The 26,209-nt window shown below is 59.7% G+C and carries 17 protein-coding genes and 2 pseudogenes; 5 read left to right on the top strand and 14 right to left on the bottom strand.

Going from position 1 to position 26,209, the window contains the following annotated elements; all coding sequences use genetic code 11:
* Positions 1–10: 10 nt before the first annotated feature.
* From ribD to glyA, 3 genes and pseudogenes are all read right to left on the bottom strand, one after another.
* Positions 11–1,155 (bottom strand): annotated as a pseudogene (gene ribD, locus LJ360_RS04945) (bifunctional diaminohydroxyphosphoribosylaminopyrimidine deaminase/5-amino-6-(5-phosphoribosylamino)uracil reductase RibD).
* A complete protein-coding gene (gene nrdR, locus LJ360_RS04940; RefSeq protein ID WP_091851343.1) occupies positions 1,152–1,664 on the bottom strand; it encodes a transcriptional regulator NrdR in 513 nt (170 codons plus the stop codon). Before nrdR ends, ribD begins: the two are co-directional and overlap by 4 nt.
* A 66-nt stretch (positions 1,665–1,730) precedes the next feature.
* Positions 1,731–2,987, bottom strand: coding sequence for a serine hydroxymethyltransferase (gene glyA / locus LJ360_RS04935; RefSeq protein WP_248235497.1), 1,257 nt, complete (start codon positions 2,985–2,987; stop codon positions 1,731–1,733).
* On the opposite strand from glyA, the gene LJ360_RS04930 reads away from it, so the two are divergent.
* The 4 genes from LJ360_RS04930 (at position 2,986) to LJ360_RS04915 (ending at position 7,507) form a co-directional block, all read left to right on the top strand.
* Complete coding sequence (locus tag LJ360_RS04930) at positions 2,986–3,540, top strand: hypothetical protein (protein WP_264995447.1); 555 nt, start codon at positions 2,986–2,988, stop codon at positions 3,538–3,540. The two genes, glyA and LJ360_RS04930, sit on opposite strands and share 2 nt — an antisense overlap.
* On the top strand, positions 3,516–5,177 hold the full coding sequence (gene ettA / locus LJ360_RS04925) for an energy-dependent translational throttle protein EttA (RefSeq protein WP_264995446.1): 1,662 nt from the start codon (positions 3,516–3,518) through the stop codon (positions 5,175–5,177). The genes LJ360_RS04930 and ettA overlap by 25 nt, the downstream gene beginning before the upstream one ends.
* 145 nt (positions 5,178–5,322) lie before the next feature.
* Positions 5,323–6,702 carry a DNA repair protein RadA gene (radA, locus tag LJ360_RS04920; RefSeq protein WP_248235492.1) on the top strand — a complete coding sequence of 460 codons (1,380 nt, stop codon included), beginning with the start codon at positions 5,323–5,325 and terminating at the stop codon, positions 6,700–6,702.
* A 436-nt stretch (positions 6,703–7,138) separates the two neighbouring features.
* Positions 7,139–7,507 carry a PilZ domain-containing protein gene (locus tag LJ360_RS04915; RefSeq protein ID WP_091851330.1) on the top strand — a complete coding sequence of 123 codons (369 nt, stop codon included), beginning with the start codon at positions 7,139–7,141 and terminating at the stop codon, positions 7,505–7,507.
* Positions 7,508–7,878: 371 nt separating this feature from the next.
* Here LJ360_RS04915 and hemE read toward each other — a convergent pair whose 3' ends face one another.
* From hemE to LJ360_RS04860, 11 genes and pseudogenes are all read right to left on the bottom strand, one after another.
* Positions 7,879–8,943 (bottom strand): uroporphyrinogen decarboxylase, encoded by a 1,065-nt coding sequence (gene hemE, locus LJ360_RS04910; protein ID WP_091851327.1) that lies wholly within the window; start codon positions 8,941–8,943, stop codon positions 7,879–7,881.
* A gap of 165 nt (positions 8,944–9,108) precedes the next feature.
* Positions 9,109–10,527 (bottom strand): FAD-dependent oxidoreductase, encoded by a 1,419-nt coding sequence (locus LJ360_RS04905; protein WP_248235456.1) that lies wholly within the window; start codon positions 10,525–10,527, stop codon positions 9,109–9,111.
* A gap of 76 nt (positions 10,528–10,603) precedes the next feature.
* Positions 10,604–15,054, bottom strand: a pseudogene (gene gltB, locus LJ360_RS04900) (glutamate synthase large subunit).
* A gap of 175 nt (positions 15,055–15,229) precedes the next feature.
* Complete coding sequence (locus LJ360_RS04895) at positions 15,230–16,750, bottom strand: AAA family ATPase (RefSeq protein WP_264995444.1); 1,521 nt, start codon at positions 16,748–16,750, stop codon at positions 15,230–15,232.
* Between the two features lie 22 nt (positions 16,751–16,772).
* A complete protein-coding gene (gene aroB, locus LJ360_RS04890) occupies positions 16,773–17,864 on the bottom strand; it encodes a 3-dehydroquinate synthase (RefSeq protein WP_264995443.1) in 1,092 nt (363 codons plus the stop codon).
* Entirely contained in the window at positions 17,857–18,423 is a 567-nt protein-coding gene (gene aroK / locus LJ360_RS04885) for a shikimate kinase AroK (RefSeq protein WP_091851315.1), read from the bottom strand. Before aroK ends, aroB begins: the two co-directional genes overlap by 8 nt.
* A 96-nt stretch (positions 18,424–18,519) precedes the next feature.
* Positions 18,520–20,595 (bottom strand): type IV pilus secretin PilQ, encoded by a 2,076-nt coding sequence (pilQ, locus tag LJ360_RS04880; protein WP_264995442.1) that lies wholly within the window; start codon positions 20,593–20,595, stop codon positions 18,520–18,522.
* A 66-nt stretch (positions 20,596–20,661) separates the two neighbouring features.
* Positions 20,662–21,207: a pilus assembly protein PilP gene (locus LJ360_RS04875; protein ID WP_091851310.1), complete on the bottom strand. Its 546-nt coding sequence runs from the start codon at positions 21,205–21,207 to the stop codon at positions 20,662–20,664.
* 2 nt (positions 21,208–21,209) lie between these two features.
* Positions 21,210–21,821 carry a type 4a pilus biogenesis protein PilO gene (locus LJ360_RS04870; protein ID WP_091851307.1) on the bottom strand — a complete coding sequence of 204 codons (612 nt, stop codon included), beginning with the start codon at positions 21,819–21,821 and terminating at the stop codon, positions 21,210–21,212.
* A complete protein-coding gene (locus LJ360_RS04865) occupies positions 21,818–22,384 on the bottom strand; it encodes a PilN domain-containing protein (protein WP_264995441.1) in 567 nt (188 codons plus the stop codon). Before LJ360_RS04865 ends, LJ360_RS04870 begins: the two co-directional genes overlap by 4 nt.
* Positions 22,384–23,448: a pilus assembly protein PilM gene (locus tag LJ360_RS04860; RefSeq protein ID WP_091851301.1), complete on the bottom strand. Its 1,065-nt coding sequence runs from the start codon at positions 23,446–23,448 to the stop codon at positions 22,384–22,386. The genes LJ360_RS04865 and LJ360_RS04860 overlap by 1 nt, the downstream gene beginning before the upstream one ends.
* A 277-nt stretch (positions 23,449–23,725) precedes the next feature.
* Here LJ360_RS04860 and LJ360_RS04855 point away from each other — a divergent pair, with 277 nt between their 5' ends.
* Positions 23,726–26,209 (top strand): penicillin-binding protein 1A, encoded by a 2,484-nt coding sequence (locus tag LJ360_RS04855; RefSeq protein ID WP_413774416.1) that lies wholly within the window; start codon positions 23,726–23,728, stop codon positions 26,207–26,209.

Raw genomic sequence — 26,209 nt, 5'->3', positions numbered from 1 at the left:
GCCGAAGAGTTCAGTCAACGGCAGAGAGATTCGGCGCGAGCACCTTGGGCGTCAGTATTAGCCGGGTATCCACCCCCAACTGGCGACGATCGGTGACCAGCCATTCAATTTTTTCACACATGTCGTTAAAGGGCAGCCTTGCGGTAGGCCGGCCTTCACTGCCCAGGAAAATGGGCGCCTGGTAGAGCCAGAGTTCGTCCACCAGTCCTTCCACGATAAAGCCCCCCGCCAGGGTCGGCCCCGCTTCCACCAGCAATTCATTAACGCCAAGCTCGCCCAGCCGGTCCAGCAACTGCCCGAGGTTGACCCCGCTGTCCTGCCAGCCTACGCCATTCAGTGTTACACCAAGGGCCGACAGATCCTGTGCCGGACCCGTGGACAAGGCCTCCTCAGAACAGAACAGATGTACATCACCACCCTGGAGGATTTTCGCCGTCGGGGGCGTGCGGGCGTCCCGGTCGGCAATCAATCGCAGGGGCTGCCGCGATGGCTCGGTGGCCTGACCAATATTCCCCAGCTCATTGCGTCGCACGGTCAGGGAGGGGTCATCCACCAACACCGTGTTGACCCCGGTAAGGATCGCATCACTCATGGCCCGCAGCCGTTGTACATCGCTGCGGGACTCCGCCCCGGTGATCCACTTGCTCTCGCCCGAGGCCATGGCGGTGCGGCCATCCAGGCTTGAGGCAATCTTGAGTCGAACCCAGGGCCGCCCGGAGCGCATGCGCTTGAGAAACCCGGGTTCAGCTTTGCCGCCTCTTCCCGCAGCACCCCGTCCTTGACCCGGATACCGGCGTCCCGCAACTGCTGCAGGCCCCGCCCGGAGACGGTGGGATTGGGGTCTTCACTGGCCACCACTACCCGGGCCACGCCGGCATCAATCAGCGCCCGGGAACAGGGCGGCGTTCGACCGAAGTGGCTGCAGGGTTCCAGGGTCACATAGGCGGTCGCGCCCCGGGCATCCGGGCCCGCCTGGCTCAGGGCCCGCACTTCAGCATGGGCCTCTCCGGCGCGTTCGTGCCAACCCTCTCCCAGCACCAGGTCGCCACGGGCGATCACGCAGCCTACGCGGGGATTGGGATGGGTCGAATAACGACCGCGCCAGGCCAGTTGTATGGCCCGGGCCATCAGAGCGGTGTCCTGAGCGGGTGTCATGAAGAACCTTTCGATGTATCCCGGTCAGCCAGGGCCCTGGCCACATCCGCCGGGTCGGCGCCATCCGACAGCCGCTCGATTTCCTCCTTGAATTCGTTGACGTCCTGGAAGCTGCGATAAACCGATGCAAAGCGTACGTAGGCCACCTTGTCCAACTGACGCAACTCGGTCATCACCTCTTCCCCGAGGGTCATGGACTTCACTTCCCGCTCGCCGGTCGCCCTCAGCCGATATTTGATACGGTTAAGGGCGGCGTCAATCTGCTCGATACCGACCGGACGCTTTTCCAGTGCCTTCATCAAACCGGCCCGCAGCTTTTCCTCGTCGAAGGGCTGGCGGGTGCCGTCCTGTTTGACCACCCGGGGCATTACCAGCTCGGCACTCTCGAAGGTAGTGAACCGCTCACGACAGGACAGGCACTCCCTGCGGCGACGTACCTGATCACCCTCGGCCACCAGCCGGGAGTCGATCACCTTGGTATCGGCTTCACCACAGAAAGGACAATGCATAATCGGACGCTCCGAAAGAAACAGGCCGCCGGATCAACCAGCGGCCGGGCAGGTTTCCTGCCGTTGTTAGCCGGCGTAGACCGGGAACCGGGCACACACCGCTTCAACCTGTCCACGAACCCGCTCAATGGTGGCCTCGTCTTCCAGGTTGTCGAGGATATCGCACATCCAGCCTGCCAGGTCCCGGCATTCACTCTCACCGAAGCCGCGGGTGGTTACCGCCGGGGTACCGATCCGCAGACCGGAAGTCACGAATGGTGAACGCGGGTCGTTGGGAACCGCGTTCTTGTTGACGGTGATATGGGCGCGACCCAGGGCGGCGTCTGCGTCCTTACCGGTAATGTCCTGCTTGATCAGGCTGACCAGGAACAGGTGATTTTTGGTGCCACCGGAAACCACGTCATAGCCGCGCTCGATGAACACCTCAGCCATGGCGGCGGCGTTCTTGACCACCTGCTGCTGGTAAGTCTTGAAGTCATCACTCATGGCTTCCTTGAAGCACACAGCCTTGGCCGCAATGACGTGCATCAGCGGACCGCCCTGACCACCCGGGAACACGGCCGAGTTCAGCTTTTTCTGCAGGCCTTCATCATCGCAGGCCAGGATCAGGCCACCACGGGGACCGCGCAGTGTCTTGTGGGTAGTGGTCGCCACCACATGTGCATAGGGAACCGGGTCCGGATAGACGCCGGCGGCTACCAGGCCAGCCACATGGGCCATGTCGACAAACAGGTAGGCACCCACCTTGTCGGCGATCTCACGGAAGCGGGCAAAGTCCAGCTCCTGCGAGTAGGCGGAGAAGCCGGCAATGATCATCTTCGGCTTGTGCTCGACCGCCATCGCTTCAACCTCATCGTAATCGATCAGGCCGGTCTCGTTATTGATGCCATACTGCACGGCGTTATAGATCTTGCCGGAGAAGTTGACGGTAGCACCGTGGGTCAGGTGACCGCCGTGGGCCAGGCTCATACCCAGTACCGTGTCACCCGGCTTGAGCAGTGCCATGAATACGGCAGAGTTGGCCTGGGATCCGGAATGGGGCTGCACGTTGGCGTAAGCCGCGCCGAACAGCTCTTTGGCACGGGAGATGGCCAGTTCCTCGGCGATATCGACAAACTCGCAGCCACCGTAGTAGCGCTTGCCGGGGTAACCTTCGGCGTATTTGTTGGTCAGCACACTACCCTGGGCTTCCATCACCCGCGGGCTGGTGTAGTTTTCAGACGCGATCAGCTCGATGTGCGCTTCCTGGCGCTGCTCTTCTGCCTGCATGGCGTTCCACAGTTCGTCATCGAAACCGGCGATTTTCATATCACGATTAAACATGGATGTGCTGCCCCTGTCTGTATGGCTGGCCCTGAAGCGCATCCGCGCCACCGGAACCCCTGAAAAATTGGGCCGCTATTCTATCCCGAAAGCGGGTGGAAAATCATCCTTTATACCGTCCGCAGATACCGGCACACGGGGCTATTCCGCTCTGCCTCAATTGCTATCCCCAATAGGTTTAGATACCTTACGGGGTTCTGATTTCCAGCAGGCGACGTTCTGGCCTGCATTAAAGCTTTTTGCCACCGAAGAACACGCCCTTCGACAGGCTCAGGGCGAACGCAAAGATCGACAGGCTCAGGGCGAACACAAAAACCTGGATGTGGTTTTCCCACGAAATCCACGAAATCCACGAAAGGATGCGAAAGGGAAAGACGAAACAGTCGCGTCTTTCAGTCAATCAACGGACTATTTCGTGTTCTTTCGTGGATTTCGTGGCAAAAGAGTCATTGAGTTGCCCGCTCGCCCTGAGCCTGTCGAAGGGCCGTGGATTCCGTGGCAAACCAGTATAAAGAGGACACAGCCAACATGGCCCAATACGTTTATACCATGAACCGCGTGGGCAAGGTGGTTCCGCCCAAGCGCGAGATTCTCAAAGACATTTCCCTGAGCTTCTTCCCCGGCGCCAAGATCGGTGTACTGGGCCTGAACGGCGCCGGTAAGTCTACCCTGCTGCGTATTATGGCCGGCGTAGACCAGGATTACATCGGCGAAGCCCGCCCCCAGCCCGGTATCAAGGTGGGTTACCTGCCCCAGGAGCCTGAGCTGGACGAAGAGAAAACCGTCAAGGAAATCGTGGACGAGTCCGTTTCCCATGTTCATGAAGCCCTGGCGGAACTGGACAAGGTATACGCCGCGTACGCGGAGCCGGATGCGGATTTCGACGAGCTGGCCAAGAAGCAGGGTGAGCTTGAAGCCATTGTGCAGGCCACCGACGGCCACGACATCGAGCGCAAGATGGAAGTGGCGGCCGACGCCCTGCGTCTTCCGCCGTGGGACCAGAAGGTCAAGGTGCTCTCCGGTGGTGAGCGTCGCCGGGTAGCCCTGTGCCGCCTGCTGCTCTCTGGCCCGGATATGCTGCTGCTGGACGAGCCCACCAACCACCTGGACGCGGAATCCGTGGCCTGGCTGGAGCGCTTCCTGCACGACTACGATGGCACTGTCGTGGCTATTACCCACGACCGCTACTTCCTCGACAACGTGGCCGGCTGGATCCTGGAACTGGACCGCGGCCACGGTATTCCGTTCGAAGGCAACTACAGCCAGTGGCTGGAGAACAAGGAAAAGCGCCTGGAGATGGAATCCAAGCAGGAGGCCTCCCACCAGAAGGCCATCAAGCAGGAACTGGAGTGGGTTCACAGCAATGCCAAGGGCCGTCAGTCCAAGAGCAAGGCCCGCCTGGCCCGCTTCGAGGAGATGAGTTCCCAGGAATTCCAGAAACGCAACGAAACCAACGAACTGTACATTCCACCGGGTCCCCGCCTGGGCAACAAGGTCATTGAGGTGAATGGCATCAGCAAGTCCTTCGGTGATCGCCTTCTTTACGAGGACGTGTCCTTCAGCGTTCCACCGGGTGCCATTGTCGGCATCATCGGTGGTAACGGTGCCGGCAAATCCACCCTGTTCAAGATGATTGGCGGTTACGACAAGCCAGATTCCGGTGAGATCGAGATTGGCGAAACCGTGGAACTGGCCTACGTGGACCAGATGCGTGACCTGGACGGCAGCAACACTGTGTGGGAAGAGCTGTCCGACGGCCAGGACATCATCAAGGTGGGCAACTACGAGACTCCGTCCCGGGCCTATGTTGGCCGCTTTAACTTCAAGGGTACCGACCAGCAGAAGCGGGTTGGCGACCTTTCCGGTGGTGAACGTAACCGCCTGCACCTTGCCAAGCTGCTGAAACAGGGCGGTAACGTACTGCTGCTGGACGAACCCACCAACGACCTGGACGTGGAAACCCTGCGCGCCCTGGAAGAAGCGCTGCTGAACTTCCCCGGCTCCGCGCTGGTCATCTCCCACGACCGCTGGTTCCTGGACCGGGTAGCCACCCACATCCTGGCGTTCGAAGATGACGGCGATGTGGTGTACTTCGAAGGCAACTTCACCGAATACGATGAAGACTTCAAGAAGCGCAAGGGGGACTCTGCCATGCAGCCCAAGCGCATGAAGTACAAGAAGCTGGCGTAAGCTCAAACTTCATAGCTGCCTGCCCCACCCTCATCCCCTCTCCCCTCAAGGGAGAGCGGAGTCTGAAAGACACTCCGGAGTGAGCCCCTCTCCCCCTGGCGGGAGAGGGGTTGGGGTGAGGGGGCGATCCAGTAAGGATTCACCCATGGCAAAATCCAAGACAGCCTTCGTATGCACCGAGTGCGGTGCTGACTATTCCAAGTGGCAGGGCCAGTGCGGCGCCTGCCATGGCTGGAACACCATCAGCGAAGTTCGCGGTGTCGGCGGCAGCAGCACCAGGGGTGCCCGCGGCGCCCGCTTCGAAGGCTTCGCCGGCAGCCTGTCGGCGGTGCAAAGCCTTGATAAAGTGAGCCTTGCGGAACAGCCCCGCATCAGCACCGGCATGCAGGAGTTCGACCGGGTGCTGGGCGGCGGCCTGGTGGAAGGCTCTGCCGTGCTGATGGGTGGCCATCCGGGCGCCGGTAAAAGTACGTTGCTGCTGCAGGCGGTATGCCACTTGGCCGAGAAGACTCCGGCACTGTATGTCACCGGCGAGGAATCCCTGCAACAGGTGGCCATGCGTGCCAAGCGCCTTGGGGTTCCCACCGGGGACCTGAAAATGCTGTCGGAAACCAGCGTGGAGCGACTCCTGCAGGTAGCGGAAGCCGAGAAGCCGAAGATCCTGGTAGTGGACAGTATCCAGGTGATGCACGTAGCCGATATCGAGTCGGCACCGGGCTCTGTCTCCCAGGTGCGGGAAAGCGCCGCTTACCTGACCCGCTTCGCCAAGCAGACCGGCACCATCCTCTTCCTGGTGGGCCATGTCACCAAGGATGGCAGCCTGGCCGGCCCCAAGGTGCTGGAGCATATGATCGACTGTTCCATCCTTCTGGAAGGCTCCAGCGACAGCCGCTACCGCACCCTGCGGGGCATCAAGAACCGCTTCGGCGCAGTCAATGAGCTGGGTGTGTTCGCCATGCTGGAACAGGGCCTGAAAGAGGTGAAGAACCCCAGCGCCATTTTCCTGAACCGTGGCGAGGAGGCGGCACCGGGCAGCGTGGTGATGGTAGTCTGGGAAGGCACCCGACCCATGCTGGTGGAGATCCAGGCACTGGTGGATATGGCCCAGGGCAGTTATCCGCGCCGGGTAGCAGTGGGCCTGGACCAGAACCGGCTGGCCATGCTGCTGGCGGTGCTGCACCGTCATGGCGGCATGCATGTGGCGGATCAGGATGTGTTTGTGAATGTGGTGGGCGGCGTCAAGGTCGCCGAGACCAGCGCTGACCTGGCCCTGCTGGCGGCAATAGTTTCGTCCTTCCGCGACCGCGCCCTGCCCCAGGATCTGGTAATTTTTGGTGAGGTGGGCCTGTCCGGCGAGATTCGCCCGGTGCCTTCCGGGCAGGAGCGCATCTACGAAGCCGCCAAGCACGGGTTTACCCGGGCACTGGTTCCCAAGGCCAATGCACCCCGCAAGGCCATTGAGGGGATGAAGGTGATTCCGGTTACCAAACTCAGTGAGGCGTTGTCGGCTCTTGAGGAGCTTTGATTGGTCCTGGCACCCCAGCCTTGGATGTGGGGTGTACTGGATCGGTCAGGCGTCCCCAGACGCGCTGTGAACACTTCCGCTTGGAACTCGACTGCGTAAGTAGCCTGAATGGCTTGGTGCCTGGGTGCCAGGCCGATAATCTCTGCCCGGACGACCTCTTTGCAGGTCTCGGCAGGATCAGTAGCCTAAAAGGCGCGGTGCCGGGGCCACCGGGCAGAGAACACTTTTCCGGACACGCCGTGAATCCATCCATGGAGGCTCTTCAAAAACGTCCCTGTTTTTGAAGGTCCGGAAAAGTTTTCTCAACCCGATGTCCCTCTAACCTCTGGCGTTATCGCCAACCATGGCTACTCATTGCTGGTAAGGACCTCAGTGGATTCAGTAGCTCCGGAGGTCTATAGTCGAGAAGACAACAACGATGGCCCGGAGTGATGGCATGGCCGAGAAAGAACCAGAGAAACGCCGTTTTCAACGAATTTCGTTCGATGCACCATGCGAGCTTTACTGGCAGGACGATGTTCAAACTGCAGAGGTTTTGGATATTTCGCTGAAGGGTGCCCTGGTGAGTCGGCCGCCGGGCTGGGCAGCATCTGAAGGTGAACCCTGCGAATTGACGGTCCACCTGAACGACCATGAAAGCGCCATTGTGATGGCGGTTACCCTGCGCCATATCGAGCCAGATCGGCTAGGCTTCAAGATCGAATATATAGACCTGGAGAGCGCTGCCCACCTCAAACGCTTGGTCGAATTGAATCTGGGAGACCAAGCCTTGTTGGATCGCGAACTAAACCACCTCATGGAATAATTTCGCGATATCTCCGACGTTAGAGGGACATCGGGTTGAGAACACTTTTCCGGACCTTCAAAAACAGGGGTGGAACGCGTAAGCGTTTCACGGGCTGGCCATGGATGGCCAGCCCTGGACCTTCAATGCGACGCAGGAGCAATTAGCATTGAAGGTTTTTGAAGAGCCTCCATGGATGGATCCACGGCGTGTCCGGAAAAGTGTTATCGGCCCGGTGGCCCAAGCACCCCACCTTCAGGCTACTAACACTGGTGAAATCTGCAAAGAGGTACATGCAGACCTGTCCAGCAAAAGGGTTACCGCCCAGACACCAAGCCATTCAGGCTACTAACCACACCCAGGCTAGGGTACAAAGAGTCGAACACAAACCCCTAGCGATGATACTCCCCACTCAACTCGACAACCGCCTCAATAAACGCCCCGGCATGCTCCGGATCCACATCCGGTGTAATACCGTGGCCGAGATTGAAGATGTGACCAGGCCCTGAGCCGTAGCGCTTCAGGATATCGGCCACCTCCTGGCGAATCCGCTCCTTCGGCGCATACAACATTGCCGGGTCCATGTTGCCCTGCAGGGCTACCCGGTCGCCGACACGGGCGCGGGCGTTGCCGATATCCGTGGTCCAGTCCAGCCCCAGGGCATCGGCCCCGGACTCCGCCATGGACTCCAGCCACTGACCGCCGTTCTTGGTAAAGATAATCAGCGGCACCCGGCGACCGTCGTTCTCGCGGATCAGGCCATCGGCGATCTTCTTCATATAGGCCAGAGAGAACTCCTGGTAGGCCCAACTGCTGAGCACCCCACCCCAGGTATCGAAAATCTGCACCGCCTGGGCGCCCGCCCGGATCTGGCCGTTCAGATAATCGATCACCGAGTCCGCCAGGTGGTCCAGCAACCGGTGCATGACGTCAGGCTGGCCGTACATCAGCTTCTTCGCTTCCGAGAAGGTCTTGGAAGAGCCACCCTCGATCATGTACGTCGCCAGGGTCCACGGACTGCCGGAGAAGCCAATCAGGGGCACGCGGCCGTTCAGTGCGCCACGAATGGTGGAAACCGCGTTCATGACGTAGTCCAGGTCTACTTCGGCCTTCAAATTCGGCAAAGCGGCAACGTCGGCTTCGGAGCGGATCACATTACGGAACTTGGGGCCTTCGCCGGTTTCGAAGTACAGCCCAAGACCCAGGGCGTCAGGGATCGTCAGGATGTCCGAGAACAGGATCGCCGCATCCAGCGGAAAACGCTCAAGGGGCTGCAGGGTGACTTCGCAGGCCAGCGGTGTGTTCTTGCACAGGCTGAGGAAGTCCCCGGCCTTGGCCCGGGTCGCGCGGTATTCCGGAAGGTAACGACCGGCCTGGCGCATCATCCAGACGGGGGTGCGGTCTACGGGCTGGCGCATGAGGGCGCGGAGGAAGCGGTCGTTCTGCAGTTCGCTCATATCGGGTCCTGATCTTCGGAGTCTGACTGGCCAGAAGGAAAGGGACCTGCCCGTTTTCCACTGGTCATGATGCGCGCAATGATAACGCGTTTGCGACAATAAAAAAGGGCAGCCACCGGAATGGTGCTGCCCTTTTGATACGGATCAGCCGTTAATTGGACTGTCTTACAGGTCCAGGTAATCCAGGATACCCTCGGCAGCCTGGCGGCCTTCCCAGATCGCGGTGACCACGAGGTCAGAACCTCTCACCATATCGCCGCCGGCGAAGATCTTGGGATTGGAGGTCTGGAAAGCAAACTCCGACTCCTCCGGTGCGTTGACCCGGCCGGAATCGTCGGTGTCCACTTTCAGCTCGCTGAACCAGTCCGCCGGGCTCGGGCGGAAACCGAATGCCACCAGCACCGCGTCAGCGGGAATAACTTCCTCACTACCAGGCACCACTTCCGGGCGACGACGGCCATTTTCGTCTGGCTCGCCCAGCTGGGTCTGGACCACCTTCACGCCTTCCACCCGGTCTTCACCGATGATGGCAATAGGCTGACGGTTGAACAGGAACTTCACACCCTCTTCCTTGGCATTGGCCACCTCCCGGCGGGAACCAGGCATGTTAGCCTCGTCCCGACGATAGGCGCAGGTAACGCTGGCGGCTTGCTGTCGAATGGAAGTTCGGTTGCAGTCCATAGCGGTGTCACCACCACCGAGGACAACCACCCGCTTGCCTTTCACATCGATGAACTCGCCGGCGTCCTTTTCGAAGCCCAGGCGACGGTTCACGTTGGAAACCAGGAACGGCAGGGCGTCGTAAACCCCTGGCAGGTCTTCACCAGGGAAGCCACCCTTCATATAGGTGTAGGTGCCCATGCCCATGAATACGGCGTCATATTCATCAATGATGTCCTGCAACTGGATGTCCTTGCCCACCTCGGTTTCAAGCCGGAACTCCACGCCCATTTCCTCGAACACCTTGCGACGACGGGTCATGACCGTCTTTTCAAGCTTGAACTCGGGGATGCCGAAGGTCAGCAGGCCGCCGATTTCCGGGTAACGGTCAAAAACCACGGGCTTGACGCCATTGCGCACGAGGATATCAGCACAGCCCAGGCCTGCCGGACCTGCACCAATAACAGCCACCTTTTTGTCCGTCCACTTGACGTCAGACAGGTCTGGCTTCCAGCCAAGGGCAAAGGCCGTGTCGGTGATGTACTTTTCCACCGAGCCGATGGTCACGGCGCCATAACCGTCATTCAGGGTACAGGCACCCTCACACAGGCGATCCTGGGGGCAGACGCGACCACAGACTTCCGGCAGGGAGTTGGTCTGATGACACAGTTCCACCGCCCGCATGATGTTGCCTTCCGACACCAGCTTGAGCCAGTTCGGGATGTAGTTGTGGACCGGACACTTCCACTCGCAGTATGGATTGCCGCACTCCAGGCAACGGTGAGCCTGGCTGCTGGCGTCCGCCGGCTTGAACTGATAGTAGATCTCGCCGAAGTTCTTGCGGCGCTTGCTGGCGGGCACCTTCTTCGGGTCAACCCGCCCAACCTGGACAAACTGGAAATCGTTGTTCAGTCGTTCATTCATGGTGATGCTCTCATCATCTTAATTTCGACGCGCCGACCCGACTTGGACGGGTCGGCGAAAAACCTTGTCCCGGCGCTTACTCCGGGCGGGCCCTGGTGCTGGCCAGCAGGGTCTTCAGGCTGGCAGCCTTTGGCTTGACCAGCCAGAAACGGCCTACGTAGTCGTCGAAATTCTCCAGAAGGTGGCTTGCCCACTCGCTTGCCGTTTCCGTCACGTGCTCGCGGATCACACTCCGCAGGTAGTTACGGTAGGGCTCCATGTCTTCCCGGGAGATACGCTGGATCTCTACTAGCTCATGGTTATATTTATCCACGAAGGTGTTGGACTGGTCCAGCACATAGGCAAAGCCACCGGTCATACCGGCACCGAAGTTATACCCGGTATTGCCAAGTACCGCGACCATGCCGCCGGTCATATACTCACAACCGTGATCACCAACGCCTTCCACTACCGCATGGGCACCGGAGTTACGAACACCAAACCGTTCACCTGCGGTACCGGCAGCAAACAGCTTGCCGCCGGTAGCACCGTACAGGCAGGTGTTACCGATGATGGCGGTTTCCTGGGACTGGAAGGTGCTCACCCGCGGCGGGCGCACCACCAGCTTGCCGCCGGTCATGCCCTTGCCCACATAGTCGTTGGCATCGCCTTCCAGCACCAGGTTCAGGCCTGCGACGTTCCACACACCGAAGCTCTGGCCAGCGGTGCCTTTCAGGTCCAGGGTGATGGGTGCATCGGCCATGCCCTGGTTGCCATGAAGAGCGGCGATCTCACCAGACAAGCGGGCACCAATGGAACGGTCACAGTTGGTGACCTTGTAGCTCCATGCACCGCCGGATTTCTCCACAATGGCATTACGGATATCCTTGACCATCTGCTCTGCCAGCGCGCCCTCGTCAAACGGGGTGTTACGCTCCACCTGGCAGGTTTGCGGCTTGTCGGCCGGGATATGGTCATTACTGACCAGGCGACTCAGGTCCAGGCGCTTCTGGCGCTCGGTGTCGCCCGGCAGGCGCTCCAGCAGGTCAACGCGACCCACCAGTTCCTCCAGGCTGCGAACGCCCAGCTTCGCCATCCATTCGCGAGTTTCCTCCGCCACGAAGCGGAAGAAGTTCATGGCCATTTCCACGGTACCCTTGAAGTGCTCCTCCCGCAGGTAGTCGTCCTGGGTGGCCACACCGGTGGCGCAGTTGTTCAGATGACAGATACGTAGGTACTTGCAGCCCAGTGCGACCATGGGGGTGGTCCCGAAACCAAAGCTCTCGGCACCGAGAATGGCGCCTTTGACCACGTCCAGGCCAGTTTTGATGCCACCATCAGTCTGCAGGCGGATCTTGCCCCGCAAATCATTGGCCCGGAGGGCCTGCTGGGTTTCGCTCAGGCCCAGTTCCCAGGGGGAACCTGCGTAACGGATGGAGGTCAGCGGACTGGCCGCAGTACCGCCGTCGTAGCCGGATACCGTGATCAGGTCCGCATAGGCCTTGGCAACGCCCGCCGCGATCGTACCAACACCGGGTTCCGACACCAGCTTGACTGACACCAGCGCCTCCGGGTTCACCTGCTTGAGATCAAAGATCAGCTGCGCCAGGTCCTCGATGGAGTAGATGTCGTGATGCGGCGGCGGTGAAATCAGAGTCACCCCGGGCACCGAGTAGCGCAACCGTGCGATCAGGGCGTTCACCTTGCCACCGGGCAACTGCCCGCCTTCACCAGGCTTGGCGCCCTGGGCCACCTTGATCTGCATGACATCGGCGCTGCGGAGGTACTCTGCGGTGACGCCGAAGCGGCCAGAAGCCACCTGCTTGATCTTGGAGCGGCGCTCGGTGCCGTAACGGGCCGGGTCTTCGCCGCCCTCACCGGAGTTGGAACGACCACCCAGGGTGTTCATGGCCACGGCCAGGGCTTCGTGGGCCTCTGGCGACAGGGCACCCAGGGACATGGCGGCGGAGTCAAAACGGGGGAAGATCTTTTCCACCGGCTCCACTTCCGAAAGGTCTATGGGTTTAATGCCGTCCCGGAATCCGAACAGGTCCCGCAGGGTCGCTACGGGTCGGTTATTCACCAGGCCGGCGTACTCCTGGTACTGGCCGTAATCACCGCTGGTTACTGCATCCTGCAGGGTACGGACCACGTCCGGGTTGAAGGCATGGTATTCCTGGCCGTGCACATACTTGAGCAGGCCGCCCTGGGTGATGGGCTTGCGACGTTTCCAGGCGGTGGCCGCCAGTTGCTCCTGGTCCTGCTGGAAGTCGTAGAAGGTTGCACCCTGGATACGGCTGGGTACGCCCCGGAAACACAGGTCGACCACCTCATCGGCAATACCGATGGCCTCGAACAGCTGGGCGCCCCGGTAAGAGGTAATGGTGGAGATCCCCATCTTGGAGAGGATCTTCAGCAGGCCCTTGTTGATGCCCTTGCGGTAGTTATTCTTGGCGTCAATGGGATCCACCAACATTTCGCCGGTGCGGATCAGGTCATTGATCACCTGGTAGGCGAGGTATGGGTAGACGGCGGTGGCGCCAAAGCCCAGCAACACGGCAAAGTGGTGTGGATCTCGGGCCCAGCCGGTTTCGACGATAATGTTGGAGTCACAGCGCAGCCCCTGGCGCACCAGGTGATGGTGGACCGCACCAGTGGCCATGAGGCTGTTGACGGGCAACTCACCCTGTTTCAGATCCTTGTCGGACAGGATCAGCAGCACCTTGCCATCATCACGCACCGCTTTCTCGGCAGCGTCACAGATATCACGGATCCCGTTCTCCAGCCCACGCTCGGGGCTGTAGCTGAGAGGAATTTTCGCCACTTCGAAACCAGGCCGGTCATTACCTTCAATGCGGAGAAACTTGGCCGGCGACAGCACCGGCGTCGTCAGGATCACCCGGTTTGCATGCTCCGGGCCTTCCTCAAAGACGTTTCGCTCGGCACCCAGACAGGTTTCCAGGGACATGACCACGGCTTCCCGCAGCGGGTCGATGGCCGGGTTGGTCACCTGGGCGAACTTCTGCCGGAAGTAATCTGCCACATGGCGAACCTTGCTCGAGAGCACCGCCATCGGCGTGTCATCCCCCATGGAGCCAACCGCTTCCTGACCGCTTTCGGCCAGCGGACGCAGCACCTGGTCACGCTCTTCGTAGGTCACCATGTAAATCTTCTGGTGCACCTGCAATTCGTCGTTGTCCATCAGGCGGAACTCCGGTGTATCGGAGTTCAGTGTGGACTCAACCCGCAGGGCATTTTCCCGCAGCCACTTCTTGTAGGGCTGGGCGCTCTTGAGGCGCTTGTCGATATCCTGGGTATGCAGTACTTCGCCGCTTTCGGTGTCCACGGCCAGCATCTGACCCGGCCCGACACGGCCCTTTGCGACGACGTCTTCCGGCTCGTAATGGTAGGTACCGATCTCGGAAGCCAGGGTGATGAAATCATCCTTTGTGACAACCCAGCGGGCCGGCCGCAGACCATTACGGTCCAGCATACAGACCGCATAGCGACCATCGGACAATACCAGGCCAGCCGGGCCATCCCAGGGTTCCATGTGCATGGAGTTGTATTCGTAGAAGGCCCGCAGCTCCGAGTCCATGGTGTCCACGTTCTGCCAGGCAGGCGGAATCATCATCCGCGCCGCCCGGAACAAGTCCACACCTCCAGCCAGCAACACTTCCAGCATGTTGTCCATAGAGGACGAATCCGAGCCAGTCAGGTTGACCAGTGGTTGCAGGGTCTGCAGGTCCGGCAGTTCGGGCGAGCTGAACTTGGCCGCCCGGGCAATGGCCCAGTTACGGTTGCCATCGATAGTGTTGATCTCGCCATTATGGGCCAGCAGGCGGAACGGCTGGGCCAGGGGCCACCTGGGCATGGTGTTGGTGGAAAAGCGCTGATGGAACACACAGATGGCGGTTTCCAGGTCCGGGTCACCAAGGTCCGGGTAAAAGTTGGCCAGGTCGGCGGGCATCATCAGGCCCTTGTAGGCCAAGGTCCGGTGAGACAGGCTGCAGATGTAGAACTCATCGTCATCAGCCATATCACGCTCGGCATGGCGCCGGCCGACGAACAGGCTGATATCGAAATCCCGTTCGTTCTTGCCACCCGGTTCAACGAAGACCTGCTCAATGCGTGGCAGGCAATCCAGGGCCATGGGACCGAGGCAACTGTCGTCTACCGGCACCTCTCGCCAGCCCATAATTTCCAGGCCCTGTTCAACCAGGTGCTTCTCGACAGCCTGGCGTCCGGCCGCGGCACGGGCTTCGTCCGGGGCTAAAAAACCTGGCCAACTGCAAATAGGTCGCCAGGTTTTTTTCCGAACGCTGCTTGGGCAGCTTTTTGAAGGAAGGTCTTGGGGCTCTGGATGAGGAGCCCACAACCATCGCCGGTCTTGCCATCTGCTGCGATGCCCCCCCGATGCGTCATGCAGGTAAGGGACTCGATAGCGGTCTGCAACAGTTTATGGCTTGCCTCGCCCTTCATGTGGGCGATCAGGCCGAAACCACAGTTGTCCCGGAACTCGCCGGGATGATACAAGCCTGTTGTCATAAGCGTTCTCTCGCATGTAAAAGCTTTCTCATCAGCCCCTTGCGCACCAAGATAGTGCAAAAAATGAGCCGACACCGAAAAAAAGGGGGAAGGGATTCTACACACGTAGAAATACGTAGACAACTTTTCCTGGGTTAGTGGATTTTCGGCCGCAATGCTGCACCAACTCAGTGCATCAGAAGCTCTCGAAAGCCCTTACCCAGGAATCACTCAGCCCCAGGCTGTCCGGTAATCGGTTGGCCGCCGACCGGGCGGCCTCGCGGGTAGGATACTGACCATAAACCAGCATAAACCATGGCTGGCCATTCCGCTCGCCAAGGGTATAGGAGAGTTGTTCATCAGCCGGGGCACGGGCAATGACGTTTAAAATGGTCTGTTCCAGGTTGCCAGCCACCAACTGCAAGGTCCAGCCATCACGCGCCCTCAGAGACTCGATGGTGACAAATCGCTGGGGAAGTCCCGGTGAAAATACTGGCTCTGGCTCTGGCTCTGGCTCTGGCTCTGGCTCTGGCTCTGGCTCTGGCTCTGGCTCTGGCTCTGGCTCTGGCTCTGGCTCTGGCTCTGGCTCTGGCTCTGGCTCTGGCTCTGGCTCTGGCTCTGGCTCTGGCTCTGGCTCTGGCTCTGGCTCTGGCTCTGGCTCTGGCTCTGGCTCTGGAACAGTTGAAAGGTTTGCTCCGGACGGGTCAACCGGCTCAGCCTCCAGCAGCCCGGGATCCTCTTCCGGATTACCAGGTCCCACCGTGACAATGGCCCGGGTGGGAGACGGTTCGTTCACTGCAGGCTCTGCCGCCTGACGGACGCTGTCATCATAGCGGGAAGACACAAACCACCAGGAAGCCCCCAACAGGACCACGGCAAGGCCAACCCAGCGCAGCGGCGACAACACCCCCTTACCGGACTCGCCTGGCCTGCGGCCGCCGGTTGACGCCATATCCAGCCAGACTGCCGGGGCCACTCGCTGGAGCCGACCCGGGCTGCCCTGACTAAGCACCTGCAATTGACTCAGGCGCCGTGAAGACAGTAATACCTCGGGCTTACCACCGGCTCGGACAACGCGAGGCTCCAGGTACTGTCGGATATCGTCCTGGCCGAAATCCGGCAGGTTGATCCTGTGCGCTGCGCCCCCTCGCAGGTCATCACCCAGCCCAAGCTGTCCCGGCAGGTCCGGCCCGCCCGCAAATACTGGCACGGCGGAGGTCGATCGATTGCTGTCGAGGAAGCTATCCAGTAGAAGTCCGAGAGTGTTTTCTGAAGCCTGGTCCGCATCGTCCAGCAGCAACACCTGCCTGCGTCCCTTTCGTGTAGCTTCCTCGGAGAGCACCATAAAAGCTCGTAATGCTTCGCGAGCCGACAGTCCCTCGGGCCTGTCGCGGCCGATGCCCTGGTAGAGGGTGCGCACCAGGGTTTCAGGGGAGTCGAGCCGGCCGGACTGCAGGCGCAGGAATTCCAGGCGAGCACCTTCGCTGCGCACCAGCTCACCCAGTAACCGGGTCTTGCCAGCACCACGGGCACCGGTGAGCACCAGTGCCATATCACCAAAGCCACACAGGTGGCGAAGGGTTTCCAGTGCATGCTGACGCTGGGCGCCGGGATAGAATGGCGCCTCCATGGCGAGGGGGTCGCTGTTGAGTCCGTAACGCTCCTGTAGCCGGGGGAAAAGCCCTCCCCCTTCCAGGCCAGTAATGCTCTCGCTCATGCCGGGTACCTGGCCAGATCAGTCAGTGGCATAGCTCTGCCAGGGTGGATGCCAGGTCGGCGGCAGCGAAACTGTCGGTCACTTCCGCTTCGCCCAGACTGCGCAACAGGATCAGGCGTAACTGGCCGTCAACATTCTTCTTGTCGACAGCCATCAGGTTCATAAAGTTATCCGGGGTCATACCGGACGGTGGCAGGATCGGCAGGCCGGCCGATTTCACCAGCTTTTCCACACGCGCCTGGTCGGCCTCGGTAAGGTAGCCACTACGACGGGAAAGGTCCGTGGCCATCACCATCCCGGCACCAACCGCTTCACCATGGAGCCAGTTGCCATACCCTGCCCAGGTCTCTATGGCATGCCCGAAGGTGTGCCCAAGATTCAGGATGGCCCGAAGTCCACCTTCCCGCTCGTCCTGTGCAACTACCTCTGCCTTGCAGGCGCATGACCGGTAGATGGCTTCGGTCAGGGCCTCTGCATTCAGCGCGGTTAATCGCGGCATCGCCTCCTCAAGCCACGCGAGGAACCGGGCATCACGGATAAGTCCGTATTTGATAACCTCGGCCAGGCCAGCAGACACTTCCCGGGAGGGCAGGCTTTGCAGGGTATCTGTGTCGATAAGTACGCAGCGGGGCTGATGGAATGCCCCGATCATGTTCTTGCCCAACGGGTGATTGATACCGGTCTTGCCGCCGACAGATGAATCTACCTGGGCCAGCAGGGTGGTGGGTATCTGGATAAAATCCACACCACGCTGGTAACAGGCCGCCGCAAACCCGGTCATATCGCCGACAACGCCGCCCCCGAGGGCCACCAGGGTGGTTTTCCGGGAATGACGGTTTTCCAGAAGGGCATCGAATATCCGGTTAAGGGTGTCCCAGGTTTTGTAGGCTTCACCGTCAGGCAGGATCACCTCGTCCACCTGGCAGCCCGGGAAGTTTTTGCGGACCTTTTCAAGGTACAGGGGTGCCACGGTTTCATTGGTCACGATCATGACCCGCTTGCCGGCAACCCAGGGGGTCAGATCCCTTGAGCCAAGGAGACCCGCACCCACGAGAATCGGGTAACTGCGGTCGCCGAGCTCAACCTGCAATTCCTGGACTGTTGTCTCAGTCATTATTCCTGCCCTCTTTCCTGACCTTCCTTCGTTGACGGGGAGTACGCGGGTTGATCCGGTTGAGAATCTGGCGTACCACCAGGCGCGGACTCTTCCGGTCCGTCAGCATCACCACATCCGCCAGCCTTGTATAGATGGGGTCCCGCAACTCGTAGAGCCGGCGCAGGACACCCTCCGGGTCATCGTTCTGCAAAAGTGGCCGGTTGCGATCCTTGCGGGTACGTTCGATCTGTTGATCCAGGGACGCCTTCAGGTACACCACCACCGCATCTTGCTTCAGGAACGGGTGGTTCTCGTCCTTCATCACAGCGCCACCACCAGTAGCCAGCACGGATGCACCTACTTCGGACAGCTCCTTGATCATCGCAGATTCCCTCTGCCGAAAGCCCTCTTCACCTTCGACATCAAAGATCCAGGGTATATCAGCGCCGCAGCGTTCCTCGATCATGCGATCCGAATCCAGGAAATGATAACCCAGCTCCCGGGCCAGCTGGCGACCGATCGTGCTCTTACCCGCCCCCATGGGCCCGACCAGCACGATTCGTCTTGGTAACGGCATGTTGCTTCGACTCCCCATTGAACAGGCGGGTGAGAATAGCATAAAACACAAAAAAGCCGCCGGTGTTACGCGGCGGCTTTTCAGGCGAGGCAAGGATCAATCGATCAGATCGCCCCTCATGATCTTCGGTGTGATGAAGATCAGCAGTTCGCTTCGCTCGTCAATATTCTCGGTACGACGGAACAGCGCCCCCACGTAGGGAATGTCACCGAGGAACGGCGTCTTGGTGACGGTCGTGGCGATTTCAGACTGGAAGATACCACCCAACACAACGGTTTCGCCATTGCCCACGAGAACCTGGGTGGTGACCTCATTGGTATTGATACTCGGAATACCAGCGGTCTCCTGGCCCCGGGAATCCTGGTTCACCCGAAGATCCATGATGATCTTGTTATCCGGCGTTATCTGTGGAGTCACTTCCAGGGAAAGTGCAGCTTCCTTGAAGGATACTGAAGTGGCACCACTGGAGGTCGCTTTCTGGTAGGGAATTTCTTCACCGGACTTGATCGTCGCTGTCTGACGATCAGCGGTGACAACCTTCGGCTGGGAAACAAGCTCGGCCTTGCCATCGCTTTCGAGCGCAGACAGTTCAAGTTCGACCAGGAAGTCAGCACCACCCAGGCCAATCGCGAAGGACGAGGCACCGGCGTCGGAAACACCCAGATCTACCGCAAGTGCATCAGGGAAAACAATCTCGTTATCGTTCCAGAGTGATTCGTTGCCTTCGATGGATCCACTGCCAAAACGTGTGTTACTGCCATCCGGATCAAGGTAACCACCCCCCCAACGAACCCCCAGGCTCTCGGCTACGTTAGTCTGGGCGCGGACAATGCGGGCCTCAATGGAAACCTGGCGTACGGGGATATCCCAGGTGTTCACCAGCCTGCGGATTTCTTCCAGTTTATCGGCAGTCTCACGCACACTGATGGTATTGGTGCGCACATCGGAGGAGATGAAGCCACGGTCCGAAATCAGCTCTTCATCCTGCTCGATCAGGCCAACGATATCCCCGGCCTTGGCGTAGTTGACCTGGATAATTTCCAGTCGAACCGGAGCCAGCTCGGCAATCTGTTTATTGGTTTCCAGCTCCAGCCGCTCGCGAGCAGCAATTTCTTCGGCCGGTGCGACCAGGAGTACGTTACCAATCTGGCGCTTGTCGAGCCCCTTGGTCTTGAGGATCAGGTCCAGCGCCTGGTCCCAGGGTACATTCTGCAGGCGCAGGGTAATGCTGCCGGATACCGTATCACTGGCCACCAGGTTCAGGCCGGTGAAGTCGGCGATCAGCTGCAGCACCGAGCGCACTTCGATGTCCTGGAAGTTCAGGGAGAGCTTGTCGCCAGTGTATGGGAACTTCTCCTCGCGACGACGCTCGGCTTCCTCTTCGGTCAGCTTCTCGACACTCACGGTAAAGCGGTTGCCGGACTGATAGGCCAGGTAATCGTAGGCGCCCTCTGGGCGTATCTCGACAATCGCATCACCACCTTCGGTGAAGGTGTCAACCCGGGTCACCGGAGTGGCAAAGTCGGTCACGTCCAGTCGCCGGCGAAGGTCGTTGGGAACCTCTGTGGCATCCATAACCAGCCGGATGCGGCCACCCTGCTCATTGAGCGCTACCGGAACGCGGCTGTTGGACAGGTCGATGATTACCCGCCCCTCGCCGTCAGCTCCTCGGCGGAAATCAACCCCCGTGATAGCGTCACCGGATACCCGAGCCGAGGTGGAAGTACGGGTACCACTCGAGGCTGTTTCCACGGAATCCGAGCCACCGGAACCGGCGACAGCTGCCCCGGAATCAGCATCGCCGATGGTGATGACCAACTGGTTCCCGCTCACTTCAGTGTCGTAGGGCGCAAGCTCCACGAGATTGAAAATCAGGCGGGTCCGATCCTGTGTTTCCACCACTGTCATGCTCTGGGTATTGCCATCACCCAGGGACATGTTGCGGCTGTCGAGACCGCTCACCGTACCTTTCAGGTCAATGGCAATCCGCGCCGGCCGCTCGATGGTGTAACCGGAAGGTTCCGGTGGTGTCTCGTCAAAACTCAACACCACCTCGGTGCGGTCGCCAGAGAGCGAGGAAAACTCCACGTCCTGAAGCGTTGCCGCGTTAGCGATACCGGCAGCCATTGCCAGTCCCGCCGCGCTCATCCATACCGTGAATTTTCTGAACATCGCTAGCCTCGACCCCAAAACTTGTGTTTCTTGCCAGTTTCTACGTGTATTCATGCGCGCCGCTCCTTAGCCTTCTTCTTCCAGGGACAGGGATCGGGGCCTTTCAACCCATCCCCCCGAACCGTTGGGCACTATTTCCAGCAGCTCAACCCGGGTTTCGCTGATTCCGATGATGCGGCCGTAGTTGGTACCCATATAGTTGCCGTTACGCACCCTGTGAATCCCACCATCAGCGTCTTCAATCAACGCAAACAGGTTGCCATTTGCGCTGGTGAGGGTACCCACCATTTCCAGCTCGGTAAGACCGTAGTTCTCGAGCACTTCCTTCGGACGATCGAGATCCGGTTCAACCGTACTTTCGGGCTGCTCATCGAGCATGGTCAGCTGGACATCGATAGGCGGCTCAAAGGGCGCCCGGCGATCAGCCGCGGAATAGGTAAAGGCCTCGTAGGCCTGAAACTCCGGCAGCGGTTCCACATGACCCCGCGGCTTGGCCCGGGTCTCTTCCATGAAACGATCAAGATCCGAAAAGTCGCCTCCCTGGGTACAGCCGGCGAGCGCAGCCGTCAGACAGATACCCAGCCAGGCTTTAATTGCATGCTGTCTTGCCATGCTCATTCTCCAGCCCGGTAGCGGTAGGTTCTGGCGACAACCTGCATATCAAGCTGATCCGCGTTACCGCTTCTTGGTGTGATGGTGAAATCATGTAGCGTGACGATACGGGGCAGGCCCGCAACGCTGCTGACGAAGGAGGCCAGCTCATGGTAGGAGCCGCTGACCTGGATATTGATCGGCAGCTCGATGTAGAAGTCACGCTTCTGTTCCGCCTGCAACTGTATTTCCCGCAGGGACAGGCCACTACCCAGCGCCGTGTTCGTGATATCCTCCAGCAGGCCAGGTACCTCGGTATCACTGGGCAGCTGTCGGACCAGGGCGCCGAAGGTTTCTTCCATCTCTACCATCTGCTGCTTGAACACTTCCAGGTTGGCCACCTGGTATGCCTTGCGCTCATACTCCTGGCGAAGCTCTGCCTCCTGGCGCTCCACCCGCTCCAGCTGGGCATACTGATCCTTGATGAAGAACCAGTAACCGCCACCGACGATCAGGCCGACAAGGATGAGAATAACGATGAACTTGACCGGCGCCGGCCAGATACCGGCGTTATTGATATCCAGGTCATTGATGTCAAATTCGTTCAGGCTTTTGAGAGAGTCCGACAGGCTCACTGGTTGCTCTCCTCTTCCGGCTCAGGAGTGGTCTGGTTGACCGACAGGTCAAAGGCGCTGTAGCCGGCACGGCGGTCATCCGCTGCAGCCACATTGGTCAGGTTGGGGTTGGTAAACCACTCGGACCGCTCAAAATTGCGCATCAGGCTGGAAATCCGACTATTGGACTCAGCCATCCCGTTGATAGCCAGTTGCTCGTTGGTCTTGCTCAGTTCGGTGTAGAACAGACCTTCCGGAAGCGTTCGCACCAGCTCATCGAATACACGCACGATTACCGGGCGCTTGCCCTGGAGATCCTGGATAACTTCCATCCGTGCGAGCAGTTCTTCCCGTTTCTTGCGAAGTTCTTCGATCTCCCTGATCTGGCTGTCCAGTTGGCGGGATGCCGCTTCGATGTAGTCGTTGCGAGACTCCTGGTAGGCGATGCGGTTATCCATATCGGTTTTCCAGAGAAACACCAGACCGGCAGCGACAATGGCGGCCCCCAGCAAGGTGGCCACGAACCGCTTCTGCTTCTCTGCCCTGAGCTCCTCGCGCCAGGGACGCAGGTTAATCTTGGCCATTAGTCAAAGCTCCTCATCGCCAGTCCACAGGCAATCATCAGCGAGGGGGCGTCGTTGGTGAGTGCGGACGCATTCACCCGGGAGCCAACGGCCATATCCGAGAACGGATTAGCGACGATCGTGGTGGTGGCCGTCTTTTCCTCTACCATGCTGGCGAGACCCGTAATCGAGGCGGTTCCGCCGGCCAGCAATACATAGTCCACCGCATTGTACTGGCTGGCGCCGAAGAAGAACTGCAAGGCCCGAGCCACCTGCTGCACTACCGCTTCCCGGAATGGCTCGAGCACTTCACTCTCGTAGTCATCCGGGAGGCCTCCCTGTTTCTTGGCAAGGCCGGCCTCTTCAACAGACAATCCGTAACGACGCTGGATTTCCTCGGTAAGCTGCTTGCCGCCGAAAATCTGCTCACGGGTGTAAACTGTCTGGCCACCGGCCAGGACGCTAAGGGTGGTCATGGTAGCGCCCACGTCGACAATGGCGACCACCAGCTCTTCACCGTGGGACTCCAGCTGGGGTTCGATGAGACTGTATGCCCGCTCGAGCGCATAGGCCTCGACGTCAACAATCTTCGCAGTGAGCCCGGCTATGTCCAGGGCATCCTCGCGGATATCGACGTTCTCCTTCCGGCATGCCGCCAGCAGGACGTCGACCTGGTCGGGATTGGTTTCGGAGGGCCCCTGCACTTCGAAGTCGATGGCGACTTCGTCCAGGGGATAGGGAATATACTGGTCCGCTTCAAGTGCGATCTGGTCTTCCAGCTCGAACTCGTTGAGTCCGGCATTCATCTGGATCACCTTGGTGATCACCGCTGACCCGGAAACCGCCACGGCAGCCTGCTTTACACCGGTACGGGCCTTGCTGACGACGCGCTTGATGGCGTCACCAACTGCCTCCACATCGGTAATGTTCTTCTCTACAACCGCATTTGCCGGTAGCGGCTCGACAGCATGGCTTTCCACTTTGTAGCGACTGCCCTGCCTCGAGAGCTCCAGCAGCTTTACCGAACTGGAACTGATATCCACTCCCAGCACGGTACTGGACTTTTTTCCTGATAATCCGAACACGCGCTCACCTTATACCTGGACAACCTTGCACCTGGCGTATCGCCGGGCTCCGGCCGTAAAACCCTGGCCTGACTGCCTTTTACGCTATGGTTCTTCTAATACTGCGCAGCAGTTCCATTTATATGTTTTTTATGTAAGAGAATTTCCGGGCTATTAGGTCTACAATGCCCCCTCGTTGTTTTGAGAGGTTGCGGGAGCATTGACTCCCTTTAACACCTAAAGCAATTTCTCAAATGATAGACTTATAGCCAACAGTTGTCAGAAAAAAATGTCCCGACTGATTACAGCATCACGCTTCTTTATCTGGCTGACCATTTTCGGGGCCAGCTCCGCCATGCTGGTTGCCGCCGGCTTCTACCTGCACCTGCGCCCAGAGCTCCCGGCAGTGCACCAGTTACTCGATACCCGGCTGCAGACGCCTCTCAGGATCTACTCAACGGACGACAAATTAATAGCAGAATTCGGGGAAAAGAGAAGGACGCCTGTCACAATCGACCAAATCCCCGAACAACAGCTCCAGGCCTTCCTCGCCGCGGAGGATTCCCGCTTCTATGAACACTTTGGCGTAGACTTCATCGGCCTTGGTCGGGCGGCCGTCGAACTGGCTTCAACCGGGGAGATCCAGTCAGGCGGCAGCACCATCACCATGCAGGTGGCGCGAAACTATTTCCTCACCCGGGACCGCACCTTCGCACGGAAATTCAATGAAATCCTGCTGTCCTTCCAGATCGAGAAGGAGCTCGACAAGCAGACCATACTCGAGCTGTACCTGAACAAGATCTATCTCGGCAATCGGGCCTACGGCCTGGCTGCCGCCTCCCAGGTCTACTATGGCAAGCCCGTGGACCAACTCAATCTGGCACAAATGGCCATGCTGGCGGGCCTGCCCAAGGCCCCCTCCGCGTATAATCCCCTGGCCAACCCGGAAAGGGCCAGGATTCGCCGGGACTGGATCCTCGGCCGAATGGCAGAGCTTGGCTATATCACCGAAGAGCAGCGTGACGAGGCACGCTCCCAGCCGCTCACGGCCCGCTACAACACCACACCCACCGAAGTGGACGCTGACTATGTCGCCGAGATGGCGCGGGCAGAAATGGTGGCCAGGTATGGGGATTCGGCCTATAACGACGGCTTCCGGGTCACCCTGACGGTGAACAGCGAGGACCAGCAAGCAGCAACCCGCGCGCTGCAGCAGGGACTGGAAGCCTACGATCGTCGCCACGGTTACCGCGGACCCGCCGGCACCACGAACCAGCTACCGGGAGACGAGGCAACCTACCAGGAGGTACTCGAAGCCTACCCAAGGGTTGAAGAACTCTATCCGGTGATCATTACCCGGGTCAGCGACGAAGAACAGCGGGCAGAGGCCTGGTCCCGTCACCTTGGCAAAGGGTTTATTCCCTTCGAAACCATGACCTGGGCGCGGGCCTACCGTACGGCAAACGCCATGGGCCCGGAACCCGGCAGGGTCTCGGATGTGCTTGAAGAAGGCGATATTGTCTACGTGCGCCGCCAGCCCCCCAGTGAATCGTCGGAACCGACCGAAAGCGGTGATAACCTCGCCGAAGAAACAAACTCGGGGGAGAACGAAGCGCCTGTAATCGCCCCGGTTCCCATGACCCTGGCCCAGATACCCGACGTGGAAGGCGCCCTGATATCCCTGCAGGCGAAAACCGGCGCCATCCGCGCCCTTTCGGGGGGATACAGCTTCAGCCAGACCAAGTACAACCGCGCTATCCAGGCCCGCCGCCAGCCCGGCTCCACTTTCAAGCCCTTCATTTACCTGAAAGCACTGGACCAGGGCATGACGCCCGCCACCATTTATAACGATTCGCCCATCGTGCAGGAAGGCAGTGAAACAGAACCGGGATGGCGTCCCAAAAACTCTGGCGGTGAATTTCTCGGCCCCACCCGATTGCGGGAGGCCCTTTATCGCTCCAGGAACATGGTCTCTATTCGCCTGCTCCAGGACCTGGGCGTGGATGAAACCATTGCCTTCCTGGACAAGCTGAAGCTACCTACGGATGACCTGCCACGGGAACTTTCCCTGGCACTGGGCAGCGGCTCCCTGACGCCGATGGACATGGCTCGCGGCTTTGCAGTCATCGCCAATGGCGGCTACGACGTTCAGCCCTACCTGATTCAGACCATTGAGAACAGTCAGGGCGAGGTACTCTACGAAGCATCACCGGCCATCCTGTGCGACACCGATTGCGACCGCCTGAGGGAAAACCGGCCTGACCCCATTGTCGGCTTCCCGGCTATCCGTGTGGCAGAGCGCCTGGCGGATGAGCAGTCGGTATACCTGTTGCATTCCATGCTGAAGGATGTGATCACGCGGGGCACAGCCACCAAGGCCCGAGGACTGGAACGGAATGACCTGGCCGGCAAGACCGGCACGACCAATGACCAGAAAGATGCCTGGTTCTCAGGATTCAACCATGAGATCGCCACCACCACCTGGGTAGGGTTTGACCAGCCAGCGACCCTGGGCTTCAGGGAATTCGGCGGCACGGCGGCCCTTCCGATCTGGATGGACTATATGAGTGAGGCCCTCGCAGGCACACCAGAATCGGAAATGGCACGCCCGGGCGGTATCGTGCAGGTCAGGATTGATCCCAGAACAGGCGAACGGGCAGCACCGGAGCAGGACAACGCTATCCAGGAAGTGTTCCGCTCTGACAACGTCCCCGAAGAGCAGGCCGGAAACGGCCTCAGCGGCGGCAAAGACGACGCCAACCTGCCCCGCAACCTGTTCTGA

It is taken from the genome of Marinobacter sp. AN1, from assembly GCF_026013985.1.
GTDB lineage: Bacteria > Pseudomonadota > Gammaproteobacteria > Pseudomonadales > Oleiphilaceae > Marinobacter > Marinobacter segnicrescens.
This window is presented reverse-complemented; position numbering and strand designations above follow the sequence as displayed.

Coding starts and splice junctions, on each gene's coding strand:
- nrdR (WP_091851343.1), bottom strand. CDS start 1,664: ATGCATTGTCCTTTCTGTGGTGAAGCCGATACCAAGGTGATCGACTCC.
- LJ360_RS04930 (WP_264995447.1), top strand. CDS start 2,986: ATGGATGTGCTGCCCCTGTCTGTATGGCTGGCCCTGAAGCGCATCCGC.
- glyA (WP_248235497.1), bottom strand. CDS start 2,987: ATGTTTAATCGTGATATGAAAATCGCCGGTTTCGATGACGAACTGTGG.
- ettA (WP_264995446.1), top strand. CDS start 3,516: ATGGCCCAATACGTTTATACCATGAACCGCGTGGGCAAGGTGGTTCCG.
- radA (WP_248235492.1), top strand. CDS start 5,323: ATGGCAAAATCCAAGACAGCCTTCGTATGCACCGAGTGCGGTGCTGAC.
- LJ360_RS04915 (WP_091851330.1), top strand. CDS start 7,139: ATGGCCGAGAAAGAACCAGAGAAACGCCGTTTTCAACGAATTTCGTTC.
- hemE (WP_091851327.1), bottom strand. CDS start 8,943: ATGAGCGAACTGCAGAACGACCGCTTCCTCCGCGCCCTCATGCGCCAG.
- LJ360_RS04905 (WP_248235456.1), bottom strand. CDS start 10,527: ATGAATGAACGACTGAACAACGATTTCCAGTTTGTCCAGGTTGGGCGG.
- LJ360_RS04895 (WP_264995444.1), bottom strand. CDS start 16,750: ATGAGCGAGAGCATTACTGGCCTGGAAGGGGGAGGGCTTTTCCCCCGG.
- aroB (WP_264995443.1), bottom strand. CDS start 17,864: ATGACTGAGACAACAGTCCAGGAATTGCAGGTTGAGCTCGGCGACCGC.
- aroK (WP_091851315.1), bottom strand. CDS start 18,423: ATGCCGTTACCAAGACGAATCGTGCTGGTCGGGCCCATGGGGGCGGGT.
- pilQ (WP_264995442.1), bottom strand. CDS start 20,595: ATGTTCAGAAAATTCACGGTATGGATGAGCGCGGCGGGACTGGCAATG.
- LJ360_RS04875 (WP_091851310.1), bottom strand. CDS start 21,207: ATGGCAAGACAGCATGCAATTAAAGCCTGGCTGGGTATCTGTCTGACG.
- LJ360_RS04865 (WP_264995441.1), bottom strand. CDS start 22,384: ATGGCCAAGATTAACCTGCGTCCCTGGCGCGAGGAGCTCAGGGCAGAG.